23 protein-coding genes are annotated in these 26587 nt (G+C 52.2%); 8 read left to right on the top strand and 15 right to left on the bottom strand.

Translation table 11 applies throughout. From position 1 onward, the window contains the following. The first annotated feature begins 9 nt into the window (after nucleotides 1–9). Nucleotides 10–885 carry a class I SAM-dependent methyltransferase gene (locus tag LQZ21_RS01695; protein ID WP_411042409.1) on the top strand — a complete coding sequence of 292 codons (876 nt, stop codon included), beginning with the start codon at nucleotides 10–12 and terminating at the stop codon, nucleotides 883–885. A gap of 14 nt (nucleotides 886–899) precedes the next feature. On the opposite strand, the gene LQZ21_RS01690 is transcribed toward LQZ21_RS01695, so the two are convergent. The 4 genes from LQZ21_RS01690 to LQZ21_RS01675 form a co-directional block, all read right to left on the bottom strand. Continuing rightward, complete coding sequence (locus LQZ21_RS01690) at nucleotides 900–2264, bottom strand: MATE family efflux transporter (RefSeq protein ID WP_411042408.1); 1365 nt, start codon at nucleotides 2262–2264, stop codon at nucleotides 900–902. Between the two features lie 265 nt (nucleotides 2265–2529). After that, nucleotides 2530–3405, bottom strand: a complete 876-nt coding sequence (locus tag LQZ21_RS01685; RefSeq protein WP_411042407.1) for a carbohydrate ABC transporter permease — start codon at nucleotides 3403–3405, stop codon at nucleotides 2530–2532. Between the two features lies 1 nt (nucleotide 3406). Beyond that, entirely contained in the window at nucleotides 3407–4318 is a 912-nt protein-coding gene (locus tag LQZ21_RS01680) for a carbohydrate ABC transporter permease (protein WP_411042406.1), read from the bottom strand. A gap of 2 nt (nucleotides 4319–4320) precedes the next feature. Then, a complete protein-coding gene (locus LQZ21_RS01675; protein ID WP_411042405.1) occupies nucleotides 4321–5790 on the bottom strand; it encodes an extracellular solute-binding protein in 1470 nt (489 codons plus the stop codon). 266 nt (nucleotides 5791–6056) lie between these two features. On the opposite strand from LQZ21_RS01675, the gene LQZ21_RS01670 reads away from it, so the two are divergent. Together LQZ21_RS01670 and LQZ21_RS01665 are read left to right on the top strand one after the other, a co-directional pair. Further along, nucleotides 6057–6719: an HAD family hydrolase gene (locus LQZ21_RS01670; protein WP_411042404.1), complete on the top strand. Its 663-nt coding sequence runs from the start codon at nucleotides 6057–6059 to the stop codon at nucleotides 6717–6719. 83 nt (nucleotides 6720–6802) lie between these two features. Continuing rightward, on the top strand, nucleotides 6803–7102 hold the full coding sequence (locus tag LQZ21_RS01665; protein ID WP_411042403.1) for a Trp family transcriptional regulator: 300 nt from the start codon (nucleotides 6803–6805) through the stop codon (nucleotides 7100–7102). Here the strand turns inward: LQZ21_RS01665 and LQZ21_RS01660 are convergent. From LQZ21_RS01660 to LQZ21_RS01650, 3 genes are all read right to left on the bottom strand, one after another. Beyond that, on the bottom strand, nucleotides 7099–9435 hold the full coding sequence (locus LQZ21_RS01660) for a hydratase (RefSeq protein WP_411042402.1): 2337 nt from the start codon (nucleotides 9433–9435) through the stop codon (nucleotides 7099–7101). The genes LQZ21_RS01665 and LQZ21_RS01660 overlap by 4 nt on opposite strands. Continuing rightward, nucleotides 9435–10547: a diacylglycerol/lipid kinase family protein gene (locus tag LQZ21_RS01655; RefSeq protein ID WP_411042401.1), complete on the bottom strand. Its 1113-nt coding sequence runs from the start codon at nucleotides 10545–10547 to the stop codon at nucleotides 9435–9437. The genes LQZ21_RS01660 and LQZ21_RS01655 overlap by 1 nt, the downstream gene beginning before the upstream one ends. Before the next feature lie 94 nt (nucleotides 10548–10641). Beyond that, nucleotides 10642–11307, bottom strand: a complete 666-nt coding sequence (locus LQZ21_RS01650; protein WP_411042400.1) for a helix-turn-helix transcriptional regulator — start codon at nucleotides 11305–11307, stop codon at nucleotides 10642–10644. Nucleotides 11308–11761: 454 nt separating this feature from the next. Here LQZ21_RS01650 and LQZ21_RS01645 point away from each other — a divergent pair, with 454 nt between their 5' ends. The 3 genes from LQZ21_RS01645 to LQZ21_RS01635 all read left to right on the top strand — a co-directional run bounded on the left by LQZ21_RS01645 (nucleotide 11762) and on the right by LQZ21_RS01635 (nucleotide 15028). Beyond that, on the top strand, nucleotides 11762–13156 hold the full coding sequence (locus LQZ21_RS01645) for a tryptophanase (RefSeq protein ID WP_411042399.1): 1395 nt from the start codon (nucleotides 11762–11764) through the stop codon (nucleotides 13154–13156). 88 nt (nucleotides 13157–13244) lie between these two features. After that, nucleotides 13245–14570 carry a sodium-dependent transporter gene (locus LQZ21_RS01640; RefSeq protein WP_411042398.1) on the top strand — a complete coding sequence of 442 codons (1326 nt, stop codon included), beginning with the start codon at nucleotides 13245–13247 and terminating at the stop codon, nucleotides 14568–14570. An 80-nt stretch (nucleotides 14571–14650) separates the two neighbouring features. Beyond that, nucleotides 14651–15028, top strand: a complete 378-nt coding sequence (locus tag LQZ21_RS01635) for a RidA family protein (protein ID WP_411042397.1) — start codon at nucleotides 14651–14653, stop codon at nucleotides 15026–15028. Between the two features lie 57 nt (nucleotides 15029–15085). On the opposite strand, the gene LQZ21_RS01630 is transcribed toward LQZ21_RS01635, so the two are convergent. Genes LQZ21_RS01630 through LQZ21_RS01615 form a run of 4 tightly spaced genes read right to left on the bottom strand, consistent with a single transcriptional unit; the run spans nucleotide 15086 to nucleotide 19591 of the window. After that, the gene (locus tag LQZ21_RS01630; RefSeq protein ID WP_411042396.1) at nucleotides 15086–15739 is read right to left on the bottom strand and encodes an HAD family hydrolase; all 654 of its coding nucleotides are present in this window, start codon (nucleotides 15737–15739) and stop codon (nucleotides 15086–15088) included. Further along, nucleotides 15736–17142 carry a xylulokinase gene (locus LQZ21_RS01625; RefSeq protein ID WP_411042395.1) on the bottom strand — a complete coding sequence of 469 codons (1407 nt, stop codon included), beginning with the start codon at nucleotides 17140–17142 and terminating at the stop codon, nucleotides 15736–15738. The genes LQZ21_RS01630 and LQZ21_RS01625 overlap by 4 nt, the downstream gene beginning before the upstream one ends. Before the next feature lie 7 nt (nucleotides 17143–17149). Continuing rightward, nucleotides 17150–18382: a ribose-phosphate diphosphokinase gene (gene prs / locus LQZ21_RS01620; RefSeq protein ID WP_411042394.1), complete on the bottom strand. Its 1233-nt coding sequence runs from the start codon at nucleotides 18380–18382 to the stop codon at nucleotides 17150–17152. 27 nt (nucleotides 18383–18409) lie between these two features. Further along, on the bottom strand, nucleotides 18410–19591 hold the full coding sequence (locus LQZ21_RS01615; RefSeq protein WP_411042393.1) for an OmpA family protein: 1182 nt from the start codon (nucleotides 19589–19591) through the stop codon (nucleotides 18410–18412). 448 nt (nucleotides 19592–20039) lie between these two features. Here LQZ21_RS01615 and LQZ21_RS01610 point away from each other — a divergent pair, with 448 nt between their 5' ends. After that, nucleotides 20040–21509, top strand: coding sequence for a carbon starvation CstA family protein (locus LQZ21_RS01610; protein ID WP_411042392.1), 1470 nt, complete (start codon nucleotides 20040–20042; stop codon nucleotides 21507–21509). A gap of 61 nt (nucleotides 21510–21570) precedes the next feature. Here LQZ21_RS01610 and LQZ21_RS01605 read toward each other — a convergent pair whose 3' ends face one another. Continuing rightward, nucleotides 21571–21699, bottom strand: a complete 129-nt coding sequence (locus tag LQZ21_RS01605; RefSeq protein WP_411042391.1) for a hypothetical protein — start codon at nucleotides 21697–21699, stop codon at nucleotides 21571–21573. A gap of 186 nt (nucleotides 21700–21885) precedes the next feature. On the opposite strand from LQZ21_RS01605, the gene garR reads away from it, so the two are divergent. Next, the gene (gene garR, locus LQZ21_RS01600; RefSeq protein ID WP_411042390.1) at nucleotides 21886–22770 is read left to right on the top strand and encodes a 2-hydroxy-3-oxopropionate reductase; all 885 of its coding nucleotides are present in this window, start codon (nucleotides 21886–21888) and stop codon (nucleotides 22768–22770) included. A gap of 104 nt (nucleotides 22771–22874) precedes the next feature. Here the strand turns inward: garR and LQZ21_RS01595 are convergent, their stop codons facing one another. From LQZ21_RS01595 to LQZ21_RS01585, 3 genes are read right to left on the bottom strand one after another with little or no spacing between them, the layout of a single operon-like run. Continuing rightward, nucleotides 22875–23945, bottom strand: coding sequence for an aspartate aminotransferase family protein (locus tag LQZ21_RS01595; protein ID WP_411042389.1), 1071 nt, complete (start codon nucleotides 23943–23945; stop codon nucleotides 22875–22877). 3 nt (nucleotides 23946–23948) lie between these two features. Further along, nucleotides 23949–25025 (bottom strand): M42 family metallopeptidase, encoded by a 1077-nt coding sequence (locus LQZ21_RS01590; RefSeq protein WP_411042388.1) that lies wholly within the window; start codon nucleotides 25023–25025, stop codon nucleotides 23949–23951. A 7-nt stretch (nucleotides 25026–25032) separates the two neighbouring features. Then, nucleotides 25033–26580, bottom strand: coding sequence for an ABC transporter substrate-binding protein (locus tag LQZ21_RS01585; RefSeq protein ID WP_411042387.1), 1548 nt, complete (start codon nucleotides 26578–26580; stop codon nucleotides 25033–25035). Nucleotides 26581–26587 lie beyond the last annotated feature (7 nt).

The raw sequence follows: 26587 nt of genomic DNA, 5'->3' as shown, positions 1-26587 counted from the left end.
AGGACAGGTATGAGGACGATTAAAACCTGGTCCACGCCGGTACGGGGCGTGGAGTCTCAGTTTATCCCCTGTGTTTTATGCGGCTCCCGGCAATTCCGGCCCCGGCTTTCCTGTGAAGGTTTTTCCTATGTCGCCTGCCGGGGCTGCGGCCTGGTCCAAATAAATCCCCAACCCCTGGACCAAACGGTGATGAGCCGGTACCGGGAAGATTATGGCGAATCCTATCTTTCCTATGAATTGGCCAATGAAGTTTCCTTTTTGCGCCTCCAAGAACTGGCCCTGGAGGATGCCGGTTTTTACGAGTGGGAAAAAAGCCTAAACCTGTCTAAGAAACCGTTCCCCAAGGTGCTGGATGTGGGGTGTGCCACGGGTTCCCTCCTCACCCTCTTGCGAGGACGGGGCTGGCAGGTCCGGGGGGTGGAGATCAGTACCCCCCAGGCGGAATATGCCCGGGCCAAACGGGGCCTTGATGTCAGGGTGCTTCCCCTGGAAAAAAATAATTTCCCCGAAAACGAATTTACCCTGGTCCTGGCTTCCCATCTGATCGAGCACCTGAATGATCCCGCCGCCTTTGTCGGAGAAGTGTACCGGATCCTTTCCCCGGGAGGGCTTTTTTTGGTTACCACCCCCAATATAGCCGGGTTTCAGGCTCGGTTCTTTAAAGGCCGCTGGCGTTCCGCCATATTTGACCATCTGTACCTCTTTTCGGTTAAAACCCTTTCCCAATTGCTCCTGCAAACCGGGTTTGGCGTTGAGCGGGTTATTACCTGGGGAGGGCTCGCGGCTGGTACGGCCCCGCCGCCGGTCAAACGCTGGGCAGACCGGGCGGCTAAAAAATATGGCTGGGGGGATGTGATGCTTATCCGGGCGGTGAAAAGAGTATAAAAGATTATCAGATCCTACCGGTTATAGGTAAGCTGCTTTTTTTCGGCAACGGATTTACGGAGGAGCCGTTTTAGGGTAAAAATAATGGCGGAGGTGAGGGGAATACAGGCCCCGACAAAGGCCATGGGGCCGGCAAAACAGATCCCGATAAACCCAAAATACCGGGAAAGGATTATTGCGGCGAAGGTACGCATGAGCAGTTCCGTGATCCCCGCGATGGTAGGGATTAAACTATCCCCCAGCCCTTGTAGGGTTTGACGGAAGATAAAGAGACAGGCTAAAAAGAAATAAAAGGAACCGGTTATTTTAAGATAGGTATGGGCCAAGGCGATGGCTGCTAAGTCGGTGCCTAAAAAGATCGCCGCCAGATGGTTCCCGATAAAAAAGAAGAGGATCCCCATAAGGATGCCAAAGGAGCAGGACATCAGGGAGCACTGGAGTACCCCTTTTTCAATCCGGTCTATCTTTCGGGCCCCGTAATTTTGGGCCGCGTAGGTGGTCATGGCCGCCCCAAAGGAACCTAGGGGCATGGTGGCCACCATGTCTATTTTTTGGGCCGCGGTAAAAGCCGCCACAGCGGTAGTCCCCAGGATGTTCAAGGCAAAGGTGACGGTTACCACCCCGATAGCGATGATACTCATCTGAAACCCCATGGGAACCGCCATCCGCAGATGTTTCATCAGTTCCCGAAGATCAAGCTTCCAGTCCTCCCGGGTTATCCTGAGGATGGGGAGTTTTTTGCGGATCACCGGAATGCAAAAAACACCCGATAATAATTGGGCAATTACCGTGGCATAGGCCGCCCCTTCTACTCCGGTATGAAAGGCCAAGATAAACACATAATCCAAAATTATATTGATGATACAGGCGATCACCAGGAATATCAGGGGGGTACGGCTGTCTCCGACCGCCCGCATTATATTAGAAAACAGGTTAAACAAAAACGCGGCGGGGATACCCCAGTATATGACGATGATATAGGAATAGGCGGAATCAAAAATTTCCTCCGGGGTATTGAGGAGCTTTAACAGGGGACGGGCCGTGGTGATACTCACCGCCATAAGGGCCAGGGTTATCCCGGCGCCTAAAAGTAAATTTGCCGCAAAACTCCGGCGGATTCCCCGGCTATCCCCCCCGCCGAAACGCTGGGAGGTGATAATAGACGCGCCCTGGGTAAAACCTATCATAAATCCCAGGATGAGGAAATTGATGCTTCCGGTACAACCCACCGCCGCCAAGGCAAAAACACCGATAGTACGACCGACGATGAAGGTGTCCGCCATATTGTAAAACTGCTGGAAAAGGTTGCCTATCAATAAAGGGACGGCAAAGGAAAAGATTAGCAGCGCCGGATTTCCTACGGTAAGATTTCTTGTCATTTCTTATTATCTGAGGCTGTTTCAAAATCCGGTGTTCGGGGACCATGATTTTGAAAGTGGCGCTATTTAGTTGTCTATCCCTAAAGTCGGTTGCTTTATGGATAGACCTTGCATTTGCATACGCAATGCGTTTTTTTCCATGAATAAAGGAATCTCCCAAAACTAAAGTTTTGAGAGATTCCTTTTAATAAATACCACATCCTGGGTAATATATCAAGGGGGAATATTCCGGGAATCCCCGGGCTTTTGCCGGGGGTGGCCGGAATTACGCTTTTATCGCCCCTTCGCTTATACCTTTGACGATAAATTTTTGGAGAAAGAGGAACACAATCACAATGGGTATGATCGATACCAAAACCGCGGGGAAGATGAGCTGCCAGGGATTACCGAACTGGCCCGCGAGGATCCGGGCAAAATAGAGTTCCAACACCAGGGTTTTGGTATCCGAATTACCGATCACCAGGAAGGGCAGGAGATAATCGTTCCAGATCCACATGGAGTTGAGGACTATCACCGTTACGGTAATGGATTTGAGCAGCGGCATCACGATGAAAAAAAACATCTGAAATACATTACAGCCGTCGATAAAGGCCGCTTCCTCAATACCCAGGGGAACCCCTTTAACAAAACCGTGGTAGAGAAACACCGACATGGACAGGCCGAAGCCTCCATACATGACGATAAGCCCTCCGAGGTTTTTAAGTCCCAGGGTGTCGAAAAACTGGATCAGGGGGTACATGATTGCCTGAAAGGGGATCAACATGGCCGCCACAAAAAGCATAAAGATACCGCCCGAAGTTTTGGTCTTGTTCCGCACCAAAACCCAGGCGGCCATGGAGGAGATGAGGATGATTAACCCCACCGAAACCACCGTAAGGACCGCCGTTACCCCCAGGGCTTTAAAAAAGTGGATCTCCCGGATCGCGTTGGCTAGGTATTTAAAATCAAATTTTCCGGGAAAACCCAGGGGAGCGTTGATAATCTCCGCCTGGCTTTTAAAGGAATTGATCAATAGAAACCACAGGGGGGCGAGGGTGTACAGGGAAAACAGGGTAAGGAACCCATAGATCAGGGCCTGGGTTATCCGCCGTTTGAGAAAATAATTATGCTGATAATGGGGTATGGCATCGGTTTGTTTCATCCTACATCTCCAGTTCCCGTTTTTTCGTGATGTTGACCTGGGTCAGGGTTATGACCGCTACGATAATAAAAAAGATCACCGCCTGAGCCTGGGCCTTCCCATAGTCCGACGGGGTGGTATCCTTGATGGTCCTAAGGATCTGCATGGCTAACATCCGGGTGTTAAACTCCCCATCGGTGAGGGCCACGTTTTGGTCCAGGAGCTTAAAGCTCCCCGCCAGGGTCATAAAAAACACCACCGTAAAGGAGGGCATCAGCATAGGTACGGTGATCTTACGAAAGGTAAGCCATGAAGAGGCCCCGTCTATACTGGCGGCTTCATAAAAATCCCTGGGGATATTATTGAGTCCCGCGATATAGATGATCATCATATATCCGGCGGTCTGCCAGGTGTTAAGGAAAACCAGGGCGAAAAGGGCTTTGACTGAATCCTGGGTCATGTAGCGCAAAAATTCAATATGGAAGATCCCTTGGGGCCCAAAAAGTACGTCGGTAAAGATGATTTGAAAGATGAACTGCCAAATAAAACCCAGGGCAAGGCCCCCAAGCATATTCGGCAGAAAAAAGGTGGTCCGAAAGAGGCCCGCCCCATGGATAATCCTGTTTAAAAGAAGGGCCAAGCAAAGGGCGGCGATATTGATCGTGATCACCGCCATCAAAGTGTACCGTACCGTATAACCCAGGGCCCGGATAAACCGTTCGTCCTGAAAAGCCGCCTTATAATTGGCCAGCCCCACCAGGGAATCGAAAGCCGAAGCCGCCCGGGTTCCTGTTTGGGGATCAAAATAGTAGATCCCCCGCCAGGCGGCAAAGGAATTAAACACCCCCATCACAAAGGGCAGAAGGATCACCAAAATAAAGAGGGCCAGGGCCGGGAGAAGGAACAGCCAAAACCACTTTTTATAGATGTTCATGGCTATTTTAGTTTAATCCATTCGGTTATGGCATAGTCGGCGATATCGTTATAATCCCCTTCGGTCCATTGGGGTTTGGTCATGTAGTTTTCCATGATCCGCAGACCCACCACATCTCCGGACCAGGAAGCGGGCGCTCCATGGTAGGGGGCGGCAATGATATCCCCACTTTTCATATAACTGATGATGGAGTTCCCCAGGGAATTGGGTACCGTGGTAACCGCAGGGTCCGCGTTATAGGGAATAAAAGCAAATTCATCCACCACATAATGCTGACCGGAAGGAGCCGTATTGAGCCATACCAAAAAATCATAGGCATGTTTCTTTTCCGCGTCCGAGGAAAGTTTATTAACCGCGTAATAATTGGGGACAAACACCGGGATGGAACGGTTGAGTTTTTCCACGGTCATACCGTCGGTCCTCACGATATCCTCCGGCTTAAAGGGCATCTTAACCGGTAGGAAGATGAGTCGTTCCGCCATTTCCGGGTTAACCCCGGCAATGTTTCCATAGGCCCAGTTCCCCTGTTTAAAAAATACCGCCTTGCTGTCGGCAAAGATCTGTACCGTTTGATCATAGCCGAAATTGGCGGAGGATACAAAATCCTGCCCCCGCTGGGCCGGGCCGTTTTTCCCCGCCAAGTGGCTTGTCTTAAGGTCCAGGGCCCGGGCGTAATCCACAAAGGCCCCTTTACCGGCCCGGAGCTTCTCTTCGGTGGCGGTATTGGCGTCGTTAGGAGAAGTGAAGATCGCATTCAGGGCCACGTTGATAAAATGGTCCCCATAGGTCCATTTTTCCGCGCCCATCACCGCAAATATCCCGGTCAGGTTTACCGCCAAGCCGCTTTTGGAAGGGGCGAAGCTATAGGTATGACCGTTGATGGTAAACTGAGCCGGAGCGGGGTTTTTGATCCAGCCGTCCAGGGCCGTAATCAGGGCCGCCCACTCGTCATAGCTTGCGGCCTTGATATCCGCAGCAAGATTGGTCACATTCGCCTGGCCGAAAATATCCCCCAGGAGCTTGGTGTCGGCGATATACCCGTAACCCTCTACATTGTAGGGGATACCGAAACTGGTATTCCCATCGGTGGTGAGCCGTAGCGAGGGGGGGATGGCGGACACCAAGGCGGCAAAGGCCGGATCCGTCACCGTAGAGAGGTCCTCGACAAAACCTCCCTGAATCCACTCCACCAGTTCCTTAACCCCCTGGATGGAATAGATAACCGGCTTATTCCGGGAATTCATTTCCGCGTTCAAAGGTTCTGAATGGTCCTGCCCCGAACCGATAGAAAAATTCTTGACCTTGACCCCGGTTTCCGCCTCATAGGCCCGGCACATAGCATCAAATTGCTGGGCATTCTCCCCTTTGGAGTTAAATATGTACAAATCATACTCCGGATCCTTTTTACCGCAGCTTCCAAAGATCGTTAACATAACAAAACAACTCAAAAGAATACCAACCGTTTTTTTCATTAAAATCTCCTAAAAATAATAAAGGGATACTATTCCAAATTTTCCGTTTTTGGAAAAGCCTCCTTGGATTTAGCGGAAAACCCGGACTTTTGACCGGTTTTCCAAAAACATGCCCAAACCCAACTGCGTTTGAACAAGCCCGAGTTTCAAGTGTTTACTTGACTCTATCACAAGTATAAAACGATATTGTGTTTTTTTGTAGTTTTTCCTTCATTTTTTTTCAAAAAAATCGTTTTTTTTCATGTATTCGGTAATATAATAGAACTATGAAATTTAAATGTATTATCTTTGATCTGGATGGGACCCTGGCTGATACCCTAAAGGACATTGCCGAAGCTATGAACCGGGCTTTGATCCTCAGGGCCTATCCTCCAATTATCGAGGAGAAATATATTACCATGATCGGGTGGGGGATAAGGCGCTTAGCCTTCCTTGCCCTGCCTGCCGCAGCCCGGGACGAAAAAACCGTCGAAGCCCTGGCTGCCGACGCCGCCCGGTTTTATGTGGAAAGGCCCTTAACCTATTCCCGGCCCTATCCGGGGATTCCCGCCGTAGTGGCGGAATTAAAACGGCGGCGCCTAAAAACCGCTGTTTTAACCAATAAACCCGATCCGGTAACGACCCTGGTGGTGAATGGGCTTTTTCCCCCGGGGTCCTTTGATCTGATCCGGGGAGAAAAAGCGGGAGTTCCCCGTAAACCGGATCCGGCCTCCACCTGGGAGATCCTTATGGAACTGGATCGGACCCCCCGGGAAACCATATTTATAGGGGATTCCGAAATTGATATGGAAACCGCCCATGCCGCGGATTGTCATGCCCTGGGGGTAAGCTGGGGTTTCAGGGACCGCTCCGCCCTGGAAGCCGCCGGCGCCGACCGGATTATCGATACCCCGGAGGAACTCCTCCCCCTGATGGACATAACCATGTAAAAATGCCGTACTAAAAAAAGGATCCGAACAAGTTTTTCAAATTTTTCAGGCAGCCATAGATATAAAGAGGTATGGAGTCTATTATGAAAATTGACGATCCCAGAGTAGCGGAAAATTTAGGCGAATTGGTCCGGCTCCTCGCTAAAATTGAAGATCCGGAATTGATTGAGGCCTTCCTGCGCTGTCTCTTAACCCCGGCGGAAACCGCGGATATTGCCGCCCGTTGGGCTTTGGTAAAGGCCCTGGGGGAAAAGATACCCCAGCGGAAAATCGCCCGGGAATTGGGGATTTCCCTCTGCAAAATAACCCGGGGATCAAAGGAACTCAAAAAACCTAATTCCGCTTTTCGCCGTGCCTTGGCCTTATTCGAGAGTCTGGGTTAATATGCTCCTGGGGAAAGACTTCGTGAATGGTTATAGTTTATCAGGGAACCTTGCCGGATGATCTCCGCCTCCGGGGGGGTAAGCTCCGGTATGACCAGGGTAAAGGGACAGAGCTCTCCGGCGGTGACTATATAGGCGGTAACGGAGGTTCCGGCCTCTGTTATCACATCCCGTATTCGGGGTATAAATACATAATCCCCCAGTTTGAAGGAAGGCTCCCCCTCCAGGGTAAAGGGGATGATCCCCCAGTTGATGAGGTTACTCCGGTACCGTTTGGTAGCGTATTCCCCGGCAAAATTGACCAGTCCCCCCAGGACCCGCTGACAGCTTGCCGCCTGTTCCCGGGCGCTTCCGTCCCCGGGTTTGTGGGCAAAGATCGCCGAACCGATTTGAAGGCGGGCATATCCCAGGGTTTCCATTTCTTGGACGGTACGGAGCCGTTCCAGGATGCCGTCGATTTCACTCAGGATCCGTCTGTCGTTCGTTTCCGGTGATGTTTCCCCCCGTATGAGGGCAAGCCGCTGGGCTTCCGCCCGCTGCGCCTCCTTGGCCCGGCCTACATAGCCGGGATCTTTTCGGGACAGGGTAAATTCCGCCAGCCCCACAGGGTTAGACCTGAAGGAAGATGTTTCCCCGGAGGGGATAATTTCATCGGTGGTGGTCACGGGATCGGTGATATAAGCCGCTATTTTGAGGAGCAGATTTTCTCCCAGGGCCTCCATGGAGGGCCAATCGGTGATATTGGGACCGTAATGCAGGGCCGTGTCGCTCCGAGGATTTCCGAACCCATGATAGACCCGGTTTTTATAGGGGCTGTCGTCGTAGTGGTAGGGGGGAAATTTTTCTTCAAAATCCAAGGTTGCGGCGGAACAGAGATACCCCCTATTCCGGGCGGTGGCGGCGATACTCCGGGCGTCCATCAGGGCCACCGAAGCCAACTGGCCGTCCATGGGCCGGGAACCTTCCCGGTTGGGAAAATTTCGGGTGGTGTGGCGGATGGAAAGGCCCTTATGGGCGGGCACATCCCCGGCGCCAAAACAGGGACCGCAAAAAGCGGTCCGGATCACCGCCCCGGCGGAGATGAGATCCCCCAGGGCTCCGTTTTTTGCCAGTTCCAGCATCACCGGCTGGCTGCCGGGGTACAGGGACAGAGCAAAACCGGGATTGCCGCAGCCACTTCCCCGGAGTATGGCTGCCGCGGCCATGAGATTTTCATAGGTACCCCCGGCGCATCCGGCGATTACCCCCTGATCTATCCGAATCCGGCCCTTATCATCGACCTTGTCGGTAAGTTTTAAGGGAACTTCTTTATTCTCCAGAAGCTCTGTCCCCTCCTGTTCAACCCGGCGGAGGATATCCCCGGGATTCGCCAGGAGGGTATCGATTTCAAAGACGTTACTGGGATGGAAGGGGAGGGCAATCATGGGCGTTATCGCCGAGAGATCGATACGGATAAGACCGTCATAGTAGGCCGTATCCCCCGGAGCCATGGGAAAATACTCTCCACCGCGGTGATGTTCGCCAAGGTAATCCCGAATACGGTGGTCGGTCTCCCAAAGGGAGGACCAGCAGGTTGTTTCGGTGGTCATCACATCGATACCAAAGCGGAAATCCGCGGAAAGGGTACCGACGCCTTCACCGAAAAATTCCAGGACCTTGTTTTTGACAAACCCGGTTTTAAAAACCGCCCGGATAAGGGCCAGGGCTACATCCTGGGGGCCTACCCCGGGCCGGGGTTTCCCCGACAGGTAAACCCCGATTACCGGGGGATAGGCCATGGAATAGGTCCGGCCCAGGAGTTGTTTGACCAGTTCCCCTCCGCCTTCGCCTACCCCCATGGTTCCCAGGGCCCCGTACCGGGTATGGCTGTCACTTCCCAGGATCATCCTGCCGCAGCCTCCCTGGGTTTCCCGGATATAGGAATGGATCACCGCCAGATGGGGGGGCACATAGATCCCACCGTATTTTTTTGCCGCGGAAAGGCCAAATATATGATCGTCCTCGTTGATGGTCCCCCCTACGGCGCAGAGGGAGTTATGGCAATTGGTTAATATATAGGGGAGGGAGAATTGTTCCAGACCGCTGACCCGGGCGGTCTGGATGATGTTGACAAAGGTAATATCATGGGATGCCAGGGCATCAAAACCCAGTTCCAGTTTATTTTCATCCCCGCTTTTGTTGTGAGCCTGTAGTACCCCATAGGCCATGGTAGCCCGGCGCCCTTCCTCCCGTCGAAGGGAACGCTGTCGTAAAAGGTCCTGATTTTCCGGGATATCCTCAATAATTTCCCTGCCCTTACAGAGATATACCCCCCGGTCTATCACTTGTACCATTAAAAGCTCCTCTTTAAGATGGGAATTACCGGTTCGGTGAGTTCTATGGTTCCGGGAAAGTCTTCCGGGGTGAGGAGTACCGCCTCTCCGTCCATCTGGGCCAGGATGGGATATTCCCCCCGGAATTCCACCCGGTCCGCAGTAAACAGGATGGATTCGGGTTTATCAATATGACCCCCGGCAGTAAAAAGCCCCTTGAGGGCCACCTTTCGCAGGAGGGGCATCTGTTTTACCCCGCAGACATTCCGGTCGTCCGGGAGGATCCGCTTGTGGGAACCGTAGGTACGGTGGCCGCTGACCCCCACGGCTAATAACAGGAGAGGTTCCCGGAAGGACTTCACCGTCCGGCCGGTTCCGTCAAAGGCATTGATCTCCATGGGGCCGACCCGGTAAAGCCGGTCATAGAGGAGGGACGCGATATCTACCCATAATTTATAGGAATCCCCCGGGAGTTTTCCCTTCATTTTGTTGGTCATGTGGGTAACAAAGGCGTCCAACCCCACGGAAAGGATATTGAAGGCCAGAAAAGGCCCCTTACCCGGGGTCCGGGTGGTAAGCCGCACGGCCCGGGCCCCCTCGATCCGGGTGGGAAAAATGAGGAGGTCCAGGGCTTGGGCTAACTCCCAGGCATCGGCACCGTCGTTTCCGGTTCCCATGGGAAGGCGGAGTATGGCAAACCGGGAGCGGAGGATCGGGGATGCCTCGAAAAGGGGGATTAACGCTTCCAGACTGGTCCCGTCCCCCCCGGCAGTAATAAGCAGATGGAAGGAGGAATCGGTCTGAGAGCCGGCCTCATCCAACAGGGCTTTCACGATTTTTCCCGCATGGCCCGGGGCCCTGGTGGGGATGAGCCCCAGGCTTCCCAATTCGCCGGAACCGCCATCCCCTTCCCGGGCGGTTTGGGATGGTCCGGCGTTTTCCCGCCGGGGGTTCTTTCCCGCTATCTCCCGGGCGTTTTTAAGCGCGGTCTGATGTTTTTTCCACCGGGAGCGGATGGTAAACCCTCCCGCGGTGGGGTTGGCGATAATGGTCCACCTGAGGGGCCGTCCCGAAGCCAGAGGGGTATGGAAACAAAGTTCCGTCAGATCCTGGGCAAAATCCCGCAAAATCATACGGGCAGTATACCGAAACAAATTCATTTTTACCAGTATAGGATCCAGGAAAAACGCAGTTGCTTGTTACCCGGTTAAGAAACCGGTAAGGCGGTCATTGCTTGTAGGTTTTTCGTTTGTTCACCATGGCGATATACCGGTATAGGCTCGCCTCGGAACAATGCAGTTTTTCCGCCACACTACTTACGGACCCGCGGAGCAGAAAAATACCGTGTTCCATAAGCCGTTCAATGATGGTAAGCCGTTCTTCCTGGGAAAGCCGATGATGCGTTTGGCCGCCTACCCCCATTTCCCGCAGGACCGACTTGATAATCTCTTCCATGTTTTCATAAAAATTTTCCGCCTGGAATTCTTCAGAGGGCTTGATGTCTTTTAAGGAACCTAAACCGGCAAGTTTAAGTACCGCTTCGCTTAATTGGGTATATTTACTGGTATCAATATTGACGCAGAGCATCCCCAGGAGTTTGTCCTTTTTTTCATTTTTAAGAAAAAAGGTGGATGCATGAAGATGCCGGTTATCCCTGGTTTTTCCTTCATAATTACAAACATAATCCCGAGTCTTCCATTCTTCCTGAGCCATCATACGGAGGGCAAGGTCCGTGGGCGGAGCCCCGACGGTACGGCCGCTGATATGACCATTGGCGATGGCCACAATCTCCATTTTCCCTTCCCGCAGATCCTGAAGCACGATCTCGCAATTTTCCCCGCAGGCCTTGCCCAAAAATTCCACGATGCTTTTTGTTACTTCGATGGAGTCCATTGTTGTATTATAACGGTCCCCTGGGCATTACACAAGGAGATCCTGCAGGATAAGATACCATCGAACCGGTTTCAAATTGAAAGCCAAAGTAGTTTCAAAAGCAAGCGGCCTTTGAAACCGCCGCTTCGGAAAAACGCAAATATTTTTGTCCCAGGGGACGGGACAAAAATTATAATAATTTTTTATTATAATTAAAAAAAATCATTGACAGGTACCCATCCTCATTATACAATAATGAGGTAGAGGAATTTATCAAGCGATACGGTTTCAAAATACACTGGTCCGGGACAACCATGATTTTGAGCGATAAGTTTTGCTTGGTAAGTGGCCTTAGATCTAAGAGAAAAAGCGGGCCGGCTTAATTTAGGGCCTAACCGCTTTTCCCTAAATCAGTTTCAAACTAACGTGAGTTTTGAAACGAATTCAAATTTAATTTTTTTAGGGGAGAACATTTATGGCAATAAAGTATGTACCGGAACCGTTCCGCATAAAGGTGGTGGAACCGCTTCGTATGCTGACGCGGGAAGAGCGCGAAAAGAAAATCGCAGAAGCTCATTACAACCTCTTCTATCTAAAAAGTGAAGATGTGTATATCGACCTTCTGACGGATTCGGGGACCAACGCCATGAGCCAGTTCCAATGGGCGGGCGTGATGCAGGGTGATGAAGCCTATGCGGGGGCGTCCAGCTACTATAAGCTGATCAATACCGCCAAAGATATCTTCGGCTACGATTATATCCAGCCGGTACACCAGGGCCGCGCCGCCGAGAAGATACTGCTTCCGCTTTTCTTGTCCGAGGGTAAATTCGCCATTTCAAACATGTTCTTTGATACCACCAGGGCCCATGTCATTTTGTCGGGGGCCCGCCCCCTGGACTGCGTGGTACCGGAAGCTCTGGACCCGGCCAAACGCGCCCCCTTTAAGGGTAATATGGATGTGGAGCGGCTTGAAAAGCTCATCAAAGAACATGGGCCGGAGAAGATCGGCCTTGTGGTGATGACCATCACCAATAACTCCGCCGGAGGTCAGCCGGTCTCGGTTCAAAACATTCGGGAGACCTCGGCGGTTTGCAAGAAGTACGGAATCCCCTTTGATATCGACGCGGCACGTTACGCGGAGAATGCCTACTTCATCCAGCGGGACGAACCGGGCTATGCGAATAAATCTATCACGGAGATCGTGCGGGAAGTCTTCAGCTATGCGGATATGTTTACCATGAGCGCAAAGAAAGATACTATTGTCAACATGGGCGGCATGATCGGCGTGAAGAACGAGAAGCTCAACGAAAATATCATCCTGGAAATCAAGTCCCGGTGTATTGAATTTGAGGGGCTCTACACTTACGGGGGGCTTGCGGGCCGGGATTTGGAAGCCCTGGCGGTAGGTCTTCGCGAAGGACTTGACGATAACTACCTCCGCTACCGGGTGGGTCAGATGGAGTACCTGGCGGCAAAATTCGACGATGCCGGTATTGGCTATCAGGCACCGGTTGGGGGTCACGGGGTGTTTCTGGATGCCAAGGCCATGTTCCCCCATATCCCCTACACCGAGTACCCCGCTCAGGTCCTCTGCGTTGAGCTTTACCGGGAGGCGGGGATCCGCTGCTGCGACATCGGTTCGTATATGTTGGGTAACGACCCCGACACGGGCAAACAGCTCAAGGCCGACTTTGAGTTTTCACGGCTCGCCATCCCGCGCCGGGTGTACACCCAGGCCCATCTGGACGTAATAATCGACGCGGTAATAGAAGTTAAAAAGCGCGCACCGAGCATAAAACGCGGATTCCGCATTGTTTGGGAACCCCCGATTCTGCGGCATTTTCAGGCGCATCTTGAGCCGATTAAATGACTTGGTTTCAGTTTTGATGTGAGGGTCGGCCGGGAAGTAACCAATTTCCCGGCCGGCCCCAGCGCTAATCAATATAGGAGGTAAGACTGTGTCGGACGAAAAAGCACGCGATTCGTTTTCGGGCAGGTGGGGATTTATTATCGCCTGCATAGGTTCGGCGGTAGGGATGGCAAATGTGTGGGCCTTCCCGTATCGGACGGCGAGATATGGCGGTGCGGCATTCCTCATCCCGTATTTCATCTGTATTCTTATCCTGGGGGCGACCGGCGTTGTGGAGGAAACCGCCTTCGGCCGTTGGGGCGGTGCGGGACCCTTGGGGACCTTCCGTAAAGCGCTGACCCAAAAAAATAAACCCTTCAAGGAAATCGGAGTTATCCCGGTCATCGCCGCCTTCGGTATCGGGACAGGGTATGCGATCATCATGGGCTGGGTTCTCCGCTATCTGTGGGGTTCCATTTCAGGGGCAGTGATTAGCAACAAGGATACCGGGGCCTACTTTGGCCAAATTGTCGGCAACTTCGGCAGCATAGGCTGGCACCTTACCGCCCTGGGTATCACCTTTATTATGATGATTGGGGGTATCTCCAAGAGTATCGAAAAGGTATGTAAGGTTATGATGCCCGTTTTCTACCTCCTGTTTATCTATATGGCCATTCGGGTTGCCCTGCTGCCCGGCGTCGTTGAGGGGTACAAATATTTATTTATCCCCCAGTGGAGCTATATAAGCGACATCAAAACCTGGATCTTTGCCCTGGGACAGGCGTTTTTCTCCCTATCCCTGGCGGGGAACGGGACCGTGGTCTATGGTTCTTATCTGAGTAAGAAAGAAAATGTTCTTGCCTGTGCGAAAAACATCGCTATTTTTGATACCCTCGCGGCCATCCTAGCATCAATCGTGATTGTCCCCGCGGTATTCGCGCTGCTCGGAGCGGACTCAATAGGCGCCGGGCCACCCCTAATATTCATTACCCTGCCCGCGATCTTCCAGCAGATGGCAGGGGGCCAGATCTTTGCCATCATCTTCTTCCTGGCTATTTTCTTTGCGGCGGCCACGTCCATTGTCAACATCTTTGAAACGCCCATTGAGATGCTCCAGGATCGCTTTAAACTTTCCCGCTTTAAGTCGGTAATCATTATTCTCCTTTTGGCGTCCATAGGCGGTGTTTTCCTGGAGAATGCCGATATCATCGGGGTCTGGATGGATATTATGTCCATTTATGTCTGTCCCTTGGGGGCGTTCATCGCGGCGATTATCTTCTTCTGGGTTATGGGAAAGGATTTTGCCGCAGAGCAAATTCAGCTTGGCAGGGAGAAGAAAATCGGCAAGTGGGTTGTTCCCCTGGGTAAATACGGGTTCTGCGCAATTGCGTTCCTGGTGTTCGTCCTGAGTATCGCCTTCGGCGGTATAGGTTAAAATCCTTAATTCCCTGACATTTTTAGAATGTCGGGGAATGCCGGGTGTAGGATATTCTCAAGATAAATGGAGTACATACTATGAAAAACGCAATTATTACGGAAAAAGCTCCAAAGGCAATCGGTCCCTATTCTCAAGGAATTGACGCCGGAAGTTTTGTGTTCACCAGCGGGCAGTTACCGGTGGATATGGCGGCTGGGACGCTTGAAAAAGAGGACATCAAAAAAGCGGCAAAGAATTCTCTTGAGAACTGCAAAGCGATTTTGGAACAAGCGGGACTCTCGTTAAAAAATGTGGTAAAGACCACCGTATTCATGGTTGACCTTTCCGAATTTTCCGCGATGAACGAAGTGTATGGGTTGTATTTTCCCGAAAATCCGCCCGCCCGCAGCTGTGTTCAGGTCGCGGCGCTGCCCCTGGGCGCGAAAATTGAGATTGAGGTAGTCGCCGCGAAATAAGATTGGAAACCCTCTGAAAACTAAAGTTTTCAGAGGGTTCCTTACCCCAGAGAATCATTACACATGGTCCTGTTTGAGTATTTCCTCAAGGCCATACACATCCTCAACCCCGTCGACCAGGATGCCCCCCATGCCGAGTTCCAGGGGAGGGGCTATATCAAAATCATACCGATCCCCCAGGGCGATACATTCTTCGGCGGGAATTTCCAGGAACTCCATTGCTTTAATAAAGGGGGCCCGGTGGGGTTTTGATACCTTACAAGTATCAAGGCCCACCATGATAGTAAAAAATTCACCGATTCCCAGAGCGGCGAGGGTCTTTTTGGCAACCAACACCGGATTATTCGTAACCAGGGCAAAGGAAAAGGCGGATGCCAAGGCGTCGAGGGTTTTGCCAAGGACCGGATCCGGCTTGAGGTACCGGGAGGGTTCGTATAGTTCTTCCCGCCAGCGGATGTTTTCTTCCAGGGAAATACCGAAATCCTTGAAGGTATTGGTAAGGCTGATTTTTTCTCCTTTGGTTTGGGCCCAGGTTTCCCGGTAGGTTTCTATTTCTCTCTTCATATCCTCAAAACTCCGGCCGCGGATACGGGCAAGATGCCAGATGGGAAGATCGATTTGGTCCCGGGCGTATTCCGCATTGGTATAGAGGGTCGAGTCCATATCGAAAATCAGGGCGGACCGTACCGAGGGGATCCGATAGATCTTCATTCCAGGAAACTCCGGGCCTTTTCTTTAAATTCCCGATAAGCGTGGAATCCTTCGGTATAACGGGACACGTTTTTGGGGGAGGGGGTATAGGAGCCGGTAAAACGGATCATGCCGGAGACGGCCTGGGGCAGGTCGGAGAATTCTCCCAGAGCCCGGGCCGCAATACAGGCGTCTCCCATAAGCTCGCCGTCCCGTATTTCCGGGAGCAGCAGGGTACAGTTGGTAAGGTCCGCCTTCAGCTGGTTCCAGCGGGCGTTTTTGCTCTGTCCCCCGGAAAGCCGCATCTCCTTTATGGGAAAACCATGGCTGTTGAAGATTTCCAGGGTATCCCGAACCAAAAAGCCCAGGGCTTCCAAAACCGCCCTGCCGAACCCGGCCTGGCTGAGAAGTCCCGGGAAGGACGTAAAGAGGCCCGCCGCCAAAGGCTTACCGGGGAAGGGCAATACCGGAAAAAAAAGGCCCTCTCCGGGGGACAGAGCTGTGGGGGATTCAGCAGGAAGGTGTTTTCCGATAAGTTCCTCCAATAATTCGTCATACCCCCTATCGGCCTGTCCGGTGAGTTCCCGGTACCAGTCAAAAAAACGGCCTGAAGCGGGCAGGATAGCCCCCAGATTCCAAAATTCCGCTTCAATATGCGGCAGGGTTCTGAATCCGGGAATATGAACCGGGCCGGGGGTGCAGATATTAATTCCCTCGGAGCTGCCGGCCCGGTCACAGACGATTCCCGGCTCAACCGCTCCAACCCCTATAAGGGCCATGATAAAATCCGGCCCCCCGGCGATGATGGGGATTCCCCGGGGAAGGTCAAAATATTCCGCGGCTTCGGCGGAAACCCTGCCGATGGAACTTCCCAGCGGTACAAAGGGGGGGAATTTGTCCCGGTCCAGGCCCAATTTCCGACATTGGGCTTCATCCCAATAGTAGGGTTCGTAAAGGGGGGAGGGGAGGACGGTTACCGGCTCCGCTCCGCATCGGTAAGAAAACCACTCCGGCGCGGAAAAGAGATACCGGGTCCGTTCATACTCTTCGGGATTTTCCTGTAAAAAATACGCGGCATAGGGGAGAAACAGGGAGGGGAGTTGTTCCGGGGTATCGGCCCGGCTTTTATACCAGTGGAGGGGAGCGAGGGATTGGCCCCCCCGGGTCAGGGGAACCAAGGTAGGACCGTTTCCGGAAATACAGAGGGCATCGGGCTTGCGGCCCGGTGCTTGTTTGGCCAGATCCTCTCTGGCCAGGACCAGCGCTTTTTCCCAATCGGACCCATTTACCGCGCCCCGGACCAGGTGTTCCCGGGGATAGGCCTTACGGACAAACCCACGGCTATGGCCCTTGACATCAATAAAAGCGGCCTTAAGCGAGGAGGTTCCGATATCAACACAGAGGATAAACCGCCGGGTATTCATGGAATTTTTAGGTGTCGGTGAAGAGCTTTTCTATGATGTCCCGGTTATCCAGGAGGGAACTCATGGAAAGCCCCTGGTGGAGCCGGGAAATAGTTTGGGCAAAAAGTTTGGTTATATTGACGCTCACATACCATTCCCGGCTTAACACTTCCTCTTGAAATATGGCATTGGTTCCAATGATCCGGAAAAAAAGCCCTTCATTATAGGCGGTATCAAAATATTTGACCGCATCCCCGGAGAATAGGGGAAGGCTGATGGCGGCGATTACCTTTCCTGCCCCCTGTTCCTTGAGGAATTTCATGGCCTTAAGAAGGGTTCCTCCGGTACCCAGCATATCGTCAGCCATAAAAACCGTCTTATCCCTGACATTTCCCAGAAGTTTTATCTCGGCAATGTTATTTTCCAGGGCGTCCTTGGAAACCCGGGAATAATCCCGTTCTTTGTATAACAGGGCCAGGGGCCGTTTTAGGGCGGTGGCATAGAATTTATTCCTGTCTACCGCCCCCGTATCCGGGGAAACCACCACAAGATCATCGTCCTTGATCCCGGTGATCTGTAGAAACCGGCGGATAATTTGATAGCTGGCATGAAGATTCTCCAGGCGCATAAAATTAAAGGCATTTCCAATTTCCCGGGAATGAATATCCAGGGTAATGATCCGGTTGACCCCCAGGGATTCCAAAATAGTTCCCACCCGGCTTGCGGTAAGCCCCTCTCGGCCTTTTTTTTTGTGCTGCCGGGAATAGGGATAAATAGGAACCACCAGGGTGACCCGTTCCGCCCCGGCCTGTTTAACGGCGTCCACGGTCACAAAAATGGTCATAAGGTGATCGTTCACCGACAGGGAACTGGTCACCGCACCGTCGTTGAATTGTAAGGGGTAATGATTCTCCACGTCCTGTACAATATAGATATCCTTGCCCCGGATGGATTCCAGAATTTCCGATTTTATCTCACCGTTGGAGAAGAGGGTAAACCGGGCGGGGACTTTGAACCGGGGGGTATGAAATTTTAGGACATCCGCGGGCAAATTTGATGACGGGGAATTAACCTCATTGATGAAATTGACCTTCTTAATGACCTCTTCCGTGTCCATATTATACCGCCGGGCTAATTCGGAGGCGGTTTTCTTAAAGTGATGATAATAACACTTCTTAAGATGGGTAATTACCTCATCGGCGAAGACTTCCCCTCCGGGACAGGCGAGCACAGCAAGATTTGCCGGGTTGGAGTAGTTCATGGATATTTATTTTTAGCATATCATCCTTTAATTTTCAAGTATGGTAATTTCCACCCGCCGGTTCTTTCGGCGGCCCGCTTCGGTGTTATGGTCCCCCAGGGGCTGTTCCGCCCCATAGCCCCGGACCACGATACGGTCGGGGCTGCGGGCTTTTTTTTCGATTAAATAGTCCGCCACCGCCGCCGCCCGTTCCCGGGAAAGGACCATCCTATCCTCGGCACTACCGGCCAGGGCGGTATGCCCCCCCACCAGGATGTCCCTTTCCCTATATTTTTGGAGAACCCCGGCGATTTGGTCGAGTTTTACCTTTTCCGCCGGCAGTAATTCCGCGGAATCGGGCTGAAATTGAATATTTTCGAGGCTAATGGATATTCCCTCATCCACAATCCGGACCGAGGTATCGGTAATACCCATCCGCCTTATCGTATCCTCGATTTCCCGGGCGATTTTTTCTTTATCCATCCCTGGGGATTCGATAATCTCCGCCTCCGCATTGCCCCGGTATTCCACGGTACTGCCGTTGGATAGTTCAAAAACCATACGGAATACCTCGTTATACGCCGCAGCCTGACCTAATTCGGTATCCCAATAGACGATTTGATCCGACGCCCCCATGATACGCCGGGGCCAGAGGGTTCCCCGGACCGATTCGGGTTCGGTGAAAATACGGTAGGATACGGAAAAAGCAGAGTAGTCCTTATTCCGCCATTGCCGGCGGCCCAAAAAAGTATAATCGGCGATAAAGGGGATCCGGTAGGGTTCATTTATGCCAAAACTGTCCCTAAAATCGTGCATCTCGTGTCCCTCGGCAGACCAGGTATCTCCCGGATTAAGGTCCTGATCCAGGAAAACCGGTACATTCCTTACCACGGGCATAAAAAACTTGCTATCAATGGTAATAAATCCTTGGGGATTCCGGTTGAATTCGGATTCATATTCCCGGGCCCACTGGAAACTCCGGCCTCCTCCTACCCCCTGGGCCCGTTCAGCGGTCTGAAACAGGGCCCCATGGCGGGCAATACCGTCATGGATTTCCGTTACTTCCACGGCGATCCGGTTTAAAATTTCCGCGCGGTGGGAGAGCCGCCGGTTTATGTAAACTTCTTCATTTACGGTGGACAAAATCCGGTATTTATCCCCTGTTTTGTGTTTATAAAAAAACTGTTCTCCCCTAAGAAGCGGAACCTGAATCGCAAAACCTATAACCATGAGGCACAATAGCCCTCTTTTTATTTCCGGCATAATTACTCCCTATAGGATATCGGCAGGATTCGTCCTTCCGATAATCCTTTATGCAATGATGACAAGGCTGTTTTTTCATAGGGTAAGAAAAGTCATGTTTTCCGGTCCGTTATCTTTACGCAACCGGGAATCATCTTCCCCAAACATCACGTCAAGCATATAAGAAAAATAATATCGAATAGTCAAATACCGAAGAATTCGAACCTTATAAAAAACTTGACAAATTTTGAAAACCCATGGTTAAATTATAATAGGAGGTTTTTGAGGGCCGGTGAGTCAGTTCCAACCCTCTTTTGAATTTGGATTGGCTATGGAAAAAGCGGTTGAAAGTTCGTTTTTTTTCTAAATTCAAGGTCGTATTCCCCAAAAAATGAATTTTTGGGGAATACATTCAATGAAAAATTCAGGAGGCGCTATGATTTCTTTTATCGTAGGTGTTATCGCGTTAATACTGGGATATGTAGTATACGGTAAGATTGTAGAAAAAATCTTTGTGATTAATCCGAATTCCAAAACTCCTGCAGGGCGGATCAATGACGGGGTTGACTTTGTGGAAATTCCCACATGGAAGGCCGTACTCATCCAATTTTTGAACATTGCCGGTACGGGACCTATCTTTGGGGCTATCGCCGGGGCGCTCTGGGGACCGGCCGCTTTTGTCTGGATAGTCCTGGGCTGCATATTTGCCGGCGCGGTCCATGACTACTTTTCCGGTATGCTCTCCCTGCGGAACGAGGGCTCGACGATTGCGGAGATCGTGGGCAAATACCTAGGGGATATTCCCCGGTGGATCATGCGGGTGTTCTCGATTGTACTCCTCATCCTGGTGGGGGTGGTTTTTGTTACCACTCCGGCTCAGGTTTTGGACAGCCTCATCCCCCATGCCGAGGGCTCCCGTATTGTTTACGTTATCTCCCTCACCGTGATCATTTTATACTACATCATTGCCACGATCCTGCCCATCGATAAGGTTATCGGGCGGCTTTATCCGATCTTTGGGGCGGCTCTGCTTATCATGGGTGTGGGTATTACTATCATGCTTTTTGTTACCGGCGAAGTGGCGACGATCCCTGAATTTACCTTTAAGAACCTGCATCCTAATGCTATGCATATCTTCCCGTTTCTCTGTATTTCCATTGCCTGCGGTGCTATTTCCGGTTTCCATGCCACCCAGTCTCCTCTCATGGCCCGCTGTATCAAGTCCGAAAAGGACGGCAGGATCGTATTTTACGGTGCCATGATCATCGAAGGGGTGGTGGCCATGATCTGGGCCGCCGCCGCTATGGCCCATTTTGGCGGCCAGGAAGGGCTTGCCGCAGCGGGAGCCGCCGCGGTGGTAGTCAAAAAGGTTTCCATCGACCTTATGGGGCCCATTGGGGGTGTCCTTGCGGTCCTCGGGGTGGTAGCCTGCCCGGTAACCTCGGGGGATACGGCTTTCCGGAGTGCCCGGCTCGCTATTGCGGATATCAGTAAATTCGATCAAAAGCCCATAAAAAACCGGTTTTTAATCGCCGTTCCGCTTTTTTTCGTGGGTATTTTGCTGGTCCTCTTTGCCATTGGTAGTACCGCTAATTTCAACATGATTTGGCGGTATTTTGCCTGGTCGAACCAGACCCTAGCCACCATAGCCCTTTGGGCCGCCAGCGCCTATTTGGCAAAAACCGGTAAATTGTTCTGGATCACCACTATTCCCGCGACTTTTATGACTGTGGTGGTTACTTCCTATATTCTAATCGCCCCCGAAGGCTTTAGACTGCCCTACATGGTGGGAATTGTCACGGGCCTGGTGGTTGCCGCAGTGGTGTTTGGTCTGTTCATCTCCCTTATTGCGGTGAAACAGAAAAATACCCTGAAAGAAGAGGTTGTGGGAGTAGCAGGCACCTGATTCGCAGGAAGGCCATCCGGCCGCATCGATCGATGCGGCCGAATACGCCCAAAGTAAAAAACTAGGTTTCAAAAGCGGTAAGGCTCATGGCGGCGATGATCTTTCCCTCGCTGTTACGGATGGGGACTGCGTTATAGTTGTCTTTGAGGATATACTCTTCCCGGACCCGGGCAAGCTCTTGCTTCAGCATATCCGCCCGGGTGATTATTTTTATCAGTAAAACTTTTCAGTCCCTTTTGGGCTATCAGGGCGTCCAGCCATACACCTTGTACAATGATTTGGCTGTTTTTGACCCCGCGTCTATAACATGAAATAGTTGTAAATGATAAAATATAAAAGCGGAATATGTCCATAAAATAACATGAGGAGCAGTATTATGAAAATCGGATTTATCGGATTGGGAATCATGGGGAAACCCATGGCTAAAAATTTGATTAAGGCGGGGCATGAACTGGTTGTTTTTGATCACCATCAAGAGAATCTCGACAATGTGACTACCGCCGGGGCAAAGGCGGCGGTTTCGGCGGCGGAGGCCGCTGCACAGGTTCCGCTGGTGATTACCATGCTTCCCAATTCCCCCCATGTAAAAACCGCGGTATTGGGCGAAAAGGGAATTCTTGAAGGGGCAAAACCGGGGACTATCCTTATCGACATGAGTTCCATTGCCCCGCTGGCAAGCCAGGAACTAGAAAAAGCCTGCGCCGCCAAGGGGGTCAAGATGATCGACGCGCCGGTTTCCGGGGGTGAACCCAAGGCCATAGACGGAACCCTGGCCATTATGGCGGGCGGCGACCTGAAGGTCTTTGAGGAGGTAAAACCCGTTCTCCTCGCCATGGGTTCTACCGCGGTATACTGCGGGGCCATCGGTGCGGGGAATACCACCAAGCTGGCAAACCAGATTGTGGTGGGCCTCAACATTGCCGCCGTGGCCGAAGCTTTTACCCTGGTGAAAAAAGCCGGCGTGGACCCTCAACTGGTTTTTGAGGCCATCAGAGGTGGGCTGGCGGGTTCCACCGTTCTGAACGCCAAGGCCCCCATGATGATTGAAAGCAATTTCAAACCGGGTTTCAGAATCGATCTTCATATCAAAGATTTGGCCAATGCCCTGGATACCGCCCATGGGGTAGGTTCACCCCTGCCCCTCACCGCCCTGATACGGGAAATGATGGAGACCCTCCATGCCGACGGTTTTGGCCAGGATGATCACAGTGCCCTGGCCCGGTATTACGCCAAAGTATCGGGAACAAAAATCGGAAAATAAGCTCAGGATCATGATCGGGACCGTCTTTCGGTATTACAACCATAGAAAACCTCCGTCGGGAACTTGCAAAGGCGGGGCTTTGGTAAGAATCGGCAAACGGGGGCCTAAGCGGAATTGGCCAATTCCCTGAGGGCGCCACAGAGAAAGGCCATGGCTTCCCGGGAATAACGCTGATCCACGGGAAGCGAATAAATATGATCGTATACATAGGATGCGCCGGGAAAATCCGAAAGGGAACACTCCCCATGGAAGGGCCAATAAAAGGTGGATTTAACCCCCAGACTTTCAAGTTTTTTTTGGGCGGCGTCCCGGTCTGGGGAGTAGAGGGAAAGATGGCTGGGACAAACCCCTTCTCCCAACTCGGGGAACACCGGAACCACCCCGGAACCAAAGGGAGCCTGGGATAGAACATACCGGTAGTTGTCCCGGCGCTTCCGAAAAAGATCCTCCCAGGGATAACGGCTTATCAGTTCCGCGGAGAAGGGGTCGCTTTCATACACATCAAACATACGGCGGAGCCGTAATTCGGTTTCCCAAAAGATCGCATCCACCCCTTCTTCCGAAGCGCCCGGTTCCCGGTTTGTTACCCGTTCCTGCTCGGTAAAACAGTCCAGCCGGCCCTGAATATGCGCTTCTTCCGGGGGCAGCAGGGGAAGGCTGAACTTTCCCTTTCGTTTTACCGCGATGCCCCCGGAGGGTATGCCCATCCATTTCCTCAGGCTGCCCGCATTATAATCCGCCAGGGGTTCAATGCCGTCGACAGAAAACACGCTGTGGGTAATATCCTGGATGACGGCCACCCCGGCATCAACACAGAGGGCGATAAATTCCCGGTCATAGAATGAAAAACCATAATAACCGCACAGGGCCAGCACAGAAATCCGGGGAATAAGCTCCCGGTTAAACCGGGGAACCAGGTTTTTGGGGGAGACATCGTAAAACAACAGGGTGTATCCGGCTTTTTTATAAGGGGCTACAACGGTTTCGCAGGTATAGGCGGGGAGGTAGGCCACCCGTTTGGTATCCCTCTCCATGAGATCCCGGAGGCAATAATAAATGGCACAACGACCCGACATACAAAACCGTCGGTCCTCCCCGCCCAACTTGTCCACCAGCCCCCCGGAAGCGTTTGGGGGCTGGTGTTTTTCAAGACAAAACATACCCCCGATGGTCATGGGTTAAAATCCCTCGATAAGTCTTTTATTCAGGGCACGGATGATGGCACAGGCTAATTGTACCGAATACGCAAAATCCGAATAGGCGCCGATGCCGTAATGGGTATGAATATACCGAACCGGAATACCGATTACTATGACCGGTACCGCCTGACCACTCAGATGGATGGCTCCACCGTTGGTAGAGCCCCCGGTACGTACCGCCTCCTGGACGGGGATACCCTGGGACCGGGCAGTATCCAGGGTAAACCGTTGAAACCGGGGATTGGTGATCATCCTGGCATCGATATGCCGGAGCATGGGCCCCTTCTTTATGGCGGTTTGGACCGCATAGGGTTCCATCACCGTATCGTCCGCAGGGCAGCCTTCAAAAACAATGGCAATATCCGGTTTAACCCTTTGGGCGGTAACCGTGGCCCCCCGGAGTCCCACCTCCTCCTGGGATGCAAAGGCCCCGATGATAGTTACCCCCAGCTCCTCCGCCGCCAATTCCCTGAGGGTGGCAATGATAGCCGCACAGCCCATACGGTTGTCAAAACCCTTGCCGATCATAAGATCATGGTCGGCAAGGTATTCAAACGTAACATCGGGAACCACCGGAGCGGCAATGGGTATACGAAAATCCTCCCGAATCTCCCGGTCATCGGAGGCTCCCACATCAATCACCATGTCGCTCAGATTCGGAGCTTCCTTCCGTTCCGCTTCACTGAGAAAATGGGGGGGCTTACTGGCAATGAGACCGGGAATCCACCGGCCTTCGTCGTTACGGACCAACACCCGATGGGCAGGAGCCGTCGCGGGGACCCAGCCCCCCAGGGGGATAAAATCCAGGGTCCCGTTGGGACGGATGGCCTTGACCATAAACCCCACCTCATCGCTGTGGGCATCGAGCTGTAACACCGGGAGTCCTTCACTCAGGCCGGGGCGTTTTACATAGAGGTTACGCATAGCATCCTCCGTAAAACTACCCAACCCATTACCGTAGCGTTTTAAAAGCGCCACCACCTCATCCTCGAAACCGGAGACCCCCGGAGCATCGGAAAGGGCCCCGATCATGGACAATGTTTCCTGTTTATCCATACGAATTTTATTTCCTAACCTGGACATTTTCGAGCCGGTGATACCCAATCGGATCGGGCTCGAAGTTCTCAACCAGCTTGTTACCCCCCACGCTGATGGGGGAATACATGATGGAGATATAGGGAGTCAGGTCCGCCAAAAGGATCGCCAGATCCTTATAGGCCTGTTCCCTGGTTGCCGGCTCGGTACTGTTCCGGCCCTTTTCAATCAAGGCGTCAACCTGGGGCTCGCTGATGTAGGAGGTATTGCCACCGGGCCCGAATTTGGAGGAATGGCCCAGGGAATAGTAGGTATAGTCGGCATCTTTGGTGGAGGTTATCCAACCGAAAAAGGCCATTTCATGTTCACCGTTGTCGGTTTTGTCCCAGAAAGCCCCGGCTTCCATCACTTCGAGTTTGGCGGTAATCCCCACTTCCCTGAGCATATCCACAATGGCGGTGCTTACCTCAACCCGTTCCTGGTTGTTGTTTACCCAGAGGTTGGTAGTAAAACCGTTGGGGTAACCTGCCTGGGCAAGGAGTTGTTTGGAGAGTTCCGGATCGTACTGGTCAACTCCGGCACTGTAATAGCCGTATACCCCGGGGGCGATAATGGCATCCGCAGCCTGAGCGGCGCCGCTTACGACGGTATCAATAATGAGCTGCCGATCGATGGCGTGGCTTATGGCCTGACGCACCAGTTTGTTTTCAAAGGGCGCTTTTTCCATATGCATGGAAAGATAGAAGAGGCTCAGGGGCGGCGCTAAAAAAAGGGAGAGCTTTTCATTTCCCGTGATGAGCTTGTGGTCATTAGAGGGAAGGTCATAGGCCAGATCAATTTCTCCGGTCTCCAGGGCAATGGTTCGCTGGGATGCTTCGGGAATAACCTTCATAACCAGATTTTTAGTTTTTGGGGGGTCGGCATAATAATCCGCAAAGGCTTCGAGAACCGCCGAATCGCTCTGGGTCCAGGAAACGAACTTATAGGGCCCTGAACCTACAGGTTTTTTCGCTTGACTATCCGGATCGGTTTCGGTATAGGCCTTGGGAAGTATGGCGGCAAAGGGAACCGAGAGGTTCCTCAGGGTGGGGGCATAGGGGAAATGGGTATTAACCACCACCGTATAGGGATCCTCAATGATAGTCTCGGAAATAAAGTCCATCAGATAGGAGATCATAGAACTCGCAACCGCCCGGTCCAGGGAGTATTTGACATCCTCCGCGGTCAGATCGGTTCCATCGTGGAATTTAATGCCCTGCCGTATGTGGAAGCGGTACGAAGTAGGGGAGAGCTGTTCCCAGGATTCGGCGATCTGAGGTATAACTTCGGAACTTGTCCCGTCAAATTGAACCAGGGTGTCGAATATATGGTTAGTTACCTGGACCGCCGGGGTCTGCCTGCCCACATGAGGATCAAAGGAGGTAACATCCGCCCCCTGACCCCAGGTAATGGTATCTTTATATTCACTTCCCTCCACCGTGGAACTAGCGGCACCACCGGAACTACCGCCGCCGCAACCGATACATACCAGGACCAAGCCTGCCAACAAAAGGACACCTGCGATTTTCTTCATCATTTGACTC

The sequence above is a fragment of the Treponema sp. TIM-1 genome, from assembly GCF_046533115.1.
In the GTDB taxonomy this organism is placed as follows: Bacteria; Spirochaetota; Spirochaetia; order Treponematales; family Breznakiellaceae; genus JAIRMO01.
Note: the sequence above shows the minus strand (reverse complement) of the source record. Positions and strands in the feature narration are given on the sequence as shown.

What these genes read in the sequence shown, in the direction of transcription:
- LQZ21_RS01655 (WP_411042401.1), bottom strand. Translation starts at nt 10,547, where the DNA reads ATGATTTTGCGGGATTTTGCCCAGGATCTGACGGAACTTTGTTTCCAT.
- LQZ21_RS01680 (WP_411042406.1), bottom strand. Translation starts at nt 4,318, where the DNA reads ATGAACATCTATAAAAAGTGGTTTTGGCTGTTCCTTCTCCCGGCCCTG.
- LQZ21_RS01665 (WP_411042403.1), top strand. Translation starts at nt 6,803, where the DNA reads ATGAAAATTGACGATCCCAGAGTAGCGGAAAATTTAGGCGAATTGGTC.
- LQZ21_RS01625 (WP_411042395.1), bottom strand. Translation starts at nt 17,142, where the DNA reads ATGAATACCCGGCGGTTTATCCTCTGTGTTGATATCGGAACCTCCTCG.
- LQZ21_RS01650 (WP_411042400.1), bottom strand. Translation starts at nt 11,307, where the DNA reads ATGGACTCCATCGAAGTAACAAAAAGCATCGTGGAATTTTTGGGCAAG.
- LQZ21_RS01670 (WP_411042404.1), top strand. Translation starts at nt 6,057, where the DNA reads ATGAAATTTAAATGTATTATCTTTGATCTGGATGGGACCCTGGCTGAT.
- LQZ21_RS01695 (WP_411042409.1), top strand. Translation starts at nt 10, where the DNA reads ATGAGGACGATTAAAACCTGGTCCACGCCGGTACGGGGCGTGGAGTCT.
- garR (WP_411042390.1), top strand. Translation starts at nt 21,886, where the DNA reads ATGAAAATCGGATTTATCGGATTGGGAATCATGGGGAAACCCATGGCT.
- LQZ21_RS01645 (WP_411042399.1), top strand. Translation starts at nt 11,762, where the DNA reads ATGGCAATAAAGTATGTACCGGAACCGTTCCGCATAAAGGTGGTGGAA.
- LQZ21_RS01690 (WP_411042408.1), bottom strand. Translation starts at nt 2,264, where the DNA reads ATGACAAGAAATCTTACCGTAGGAAATCCGGCGCTGCTAATCTTTTCC.
- LQZ21_RS01685 (WP_411042407.1), bottom strand. Translation starts at nt 3,405, where the DNA reads ATGAAACAAACCGATGCCATACCCCATTATCAGCATAATTATTTTCTC.
- LQZ21_RS01635 (WP_411042397.1), top strand. Translation starts at nt 14,651, where the DNA reads ATGAAAAACGCAATTATTACGGAAAAAGCTCCAAAGGCAATCGGTCCC.
- LQZ21_RS01615 (WP_411042393.1), bottom strand. Translation starts at nt 19,591, where the DNA reads ATGGTTATAGGTTTTGCGATTCAGGTTCCGCTTCTTAGGGGAGAACAG.
- LQZ21_RS01605 (WP_411042391.1), bottom strand. Translation starts at nt 21,699, where the DNA reads ATGCTGAAGCAAGAGCTTGCCCGGGTCCGGGAAGAGTATATCCTCAAA.
- LQZ21_RS01675 (WP_411042405.1), bottom strand. Translation starts at nt 5,790, where the DNA reads ATGAAAAAAACGGTTGGTATTCTTTTGAGTTGTTTTGTTATGTTAACG.
- LQZ21_RS01630 (WP_411042396.1), bottom strand. Translation starts at nt 15,739, where the DNA reads ATGAAGATCTATCGGATCCCCTCGGTACGGTCCGCCCTGATTTTCGAT.
- LQZ21_RS01590 (WP_411042388.1), bottom strand. Translation starts at nt 25,025, where the DNA reads ATGGATAAACAGGAAACATTGTCCATGATCGGGGCCCTTTCCGATGCT.
- LQZ21_RS01610 (WP_411042392.1), top strand. Translation starts at nt 20,040, where the DNA reads ATGATTTCTTTTATCGTAGGTGTTATCGCGTTAATACTGGGATATGTA.
- LQZ21_RS01660 (WP_411042402.1), bottom strand. Translation starts at nt 9,435, where the DNA reads ATGGTACAAGTGATAGACCGGGGGGTATATCTCTGTAAGGGCAGGGAA.
- prs (WP_411042394.1), bottom strand. Translation starts at nt 18,382, where the DNA reads ATGAACTACTCCAACCCGGCAAATCTTGCTGTGCTCGCCTGTCCCGGA.
- LQZ21_RS01585 (WP_411042387.1), bottom strand. Translation starts at nt 26,580, where the DNA reads ATGATGAAGAAAATCGCAGGTGTCCTTTTGTTGGCAGGCTTGGTCCTG.
- LQZ21_RS01595 (WP_411042389.1), bottom strand. Translation starts at nt 23,945, where the DNA reads ATGACCATCGGGGGTATGTTTTGTCTTGAAAAACACCAGCCCCCAAAC.